The sequence below is a fragment of the Pseudomonas sp. UM16 genome (assembly GCF_050312595.1).
Taxonomy (GTDB): Bacteria; Pseudomonadota; Gammaproteobacteria; order Pseudomonadales; family Pseudomonadaceae; genus Aquipseudomonas.
The window spans coordinates 1-293 of record NZ_JBNPJT010000088.1 but is presented as its reverse complement, the minus strand read 5'-3'; the positions used below and the strand labels follow the sequence as shown (position 1 = coordinate 293).

1 protein-coding gene is annotated in these 293 nt (G+C 50.2%); it reads left to right on the top strand.

The window, feature by feature from the left end:
• Positions 1-78: 78 nt before the first annotated feature.
• The coding region (locus ACQRAX_RS25685) for a hypothetical protein (RefSeq protein WP_427867795.1) at positions 79-293 on the top strand (215 nt) is incomplete at its 3' end.

Genomic DNA, 293 nt, shown 5'->3' with positions numbered 1-293 from the left:
AATAAACTCAGTCCAGCGGACTTCACCTACCCCTCGCAAGAGCAACACCGACTTTGGCAAGTTTGGGTAGATAGCCCCGTGGCCAGTCCGGTCCTTGAATTGGAGGTTAAATACCCGGCTGGTGTGTGGCAGCGAAGCGATCGCCGTGGATACATGTTTCGGCTGGCACTGGAATGGACAACGAATGAAGCCGACCGGGCCAACACTGCATTTAATAATGAGTTGATGGAGAAAGATGGCATCGTGCTGGCCAATAAAAATACCAAACTCTTAAAGCTGGATGTTCCAGATTA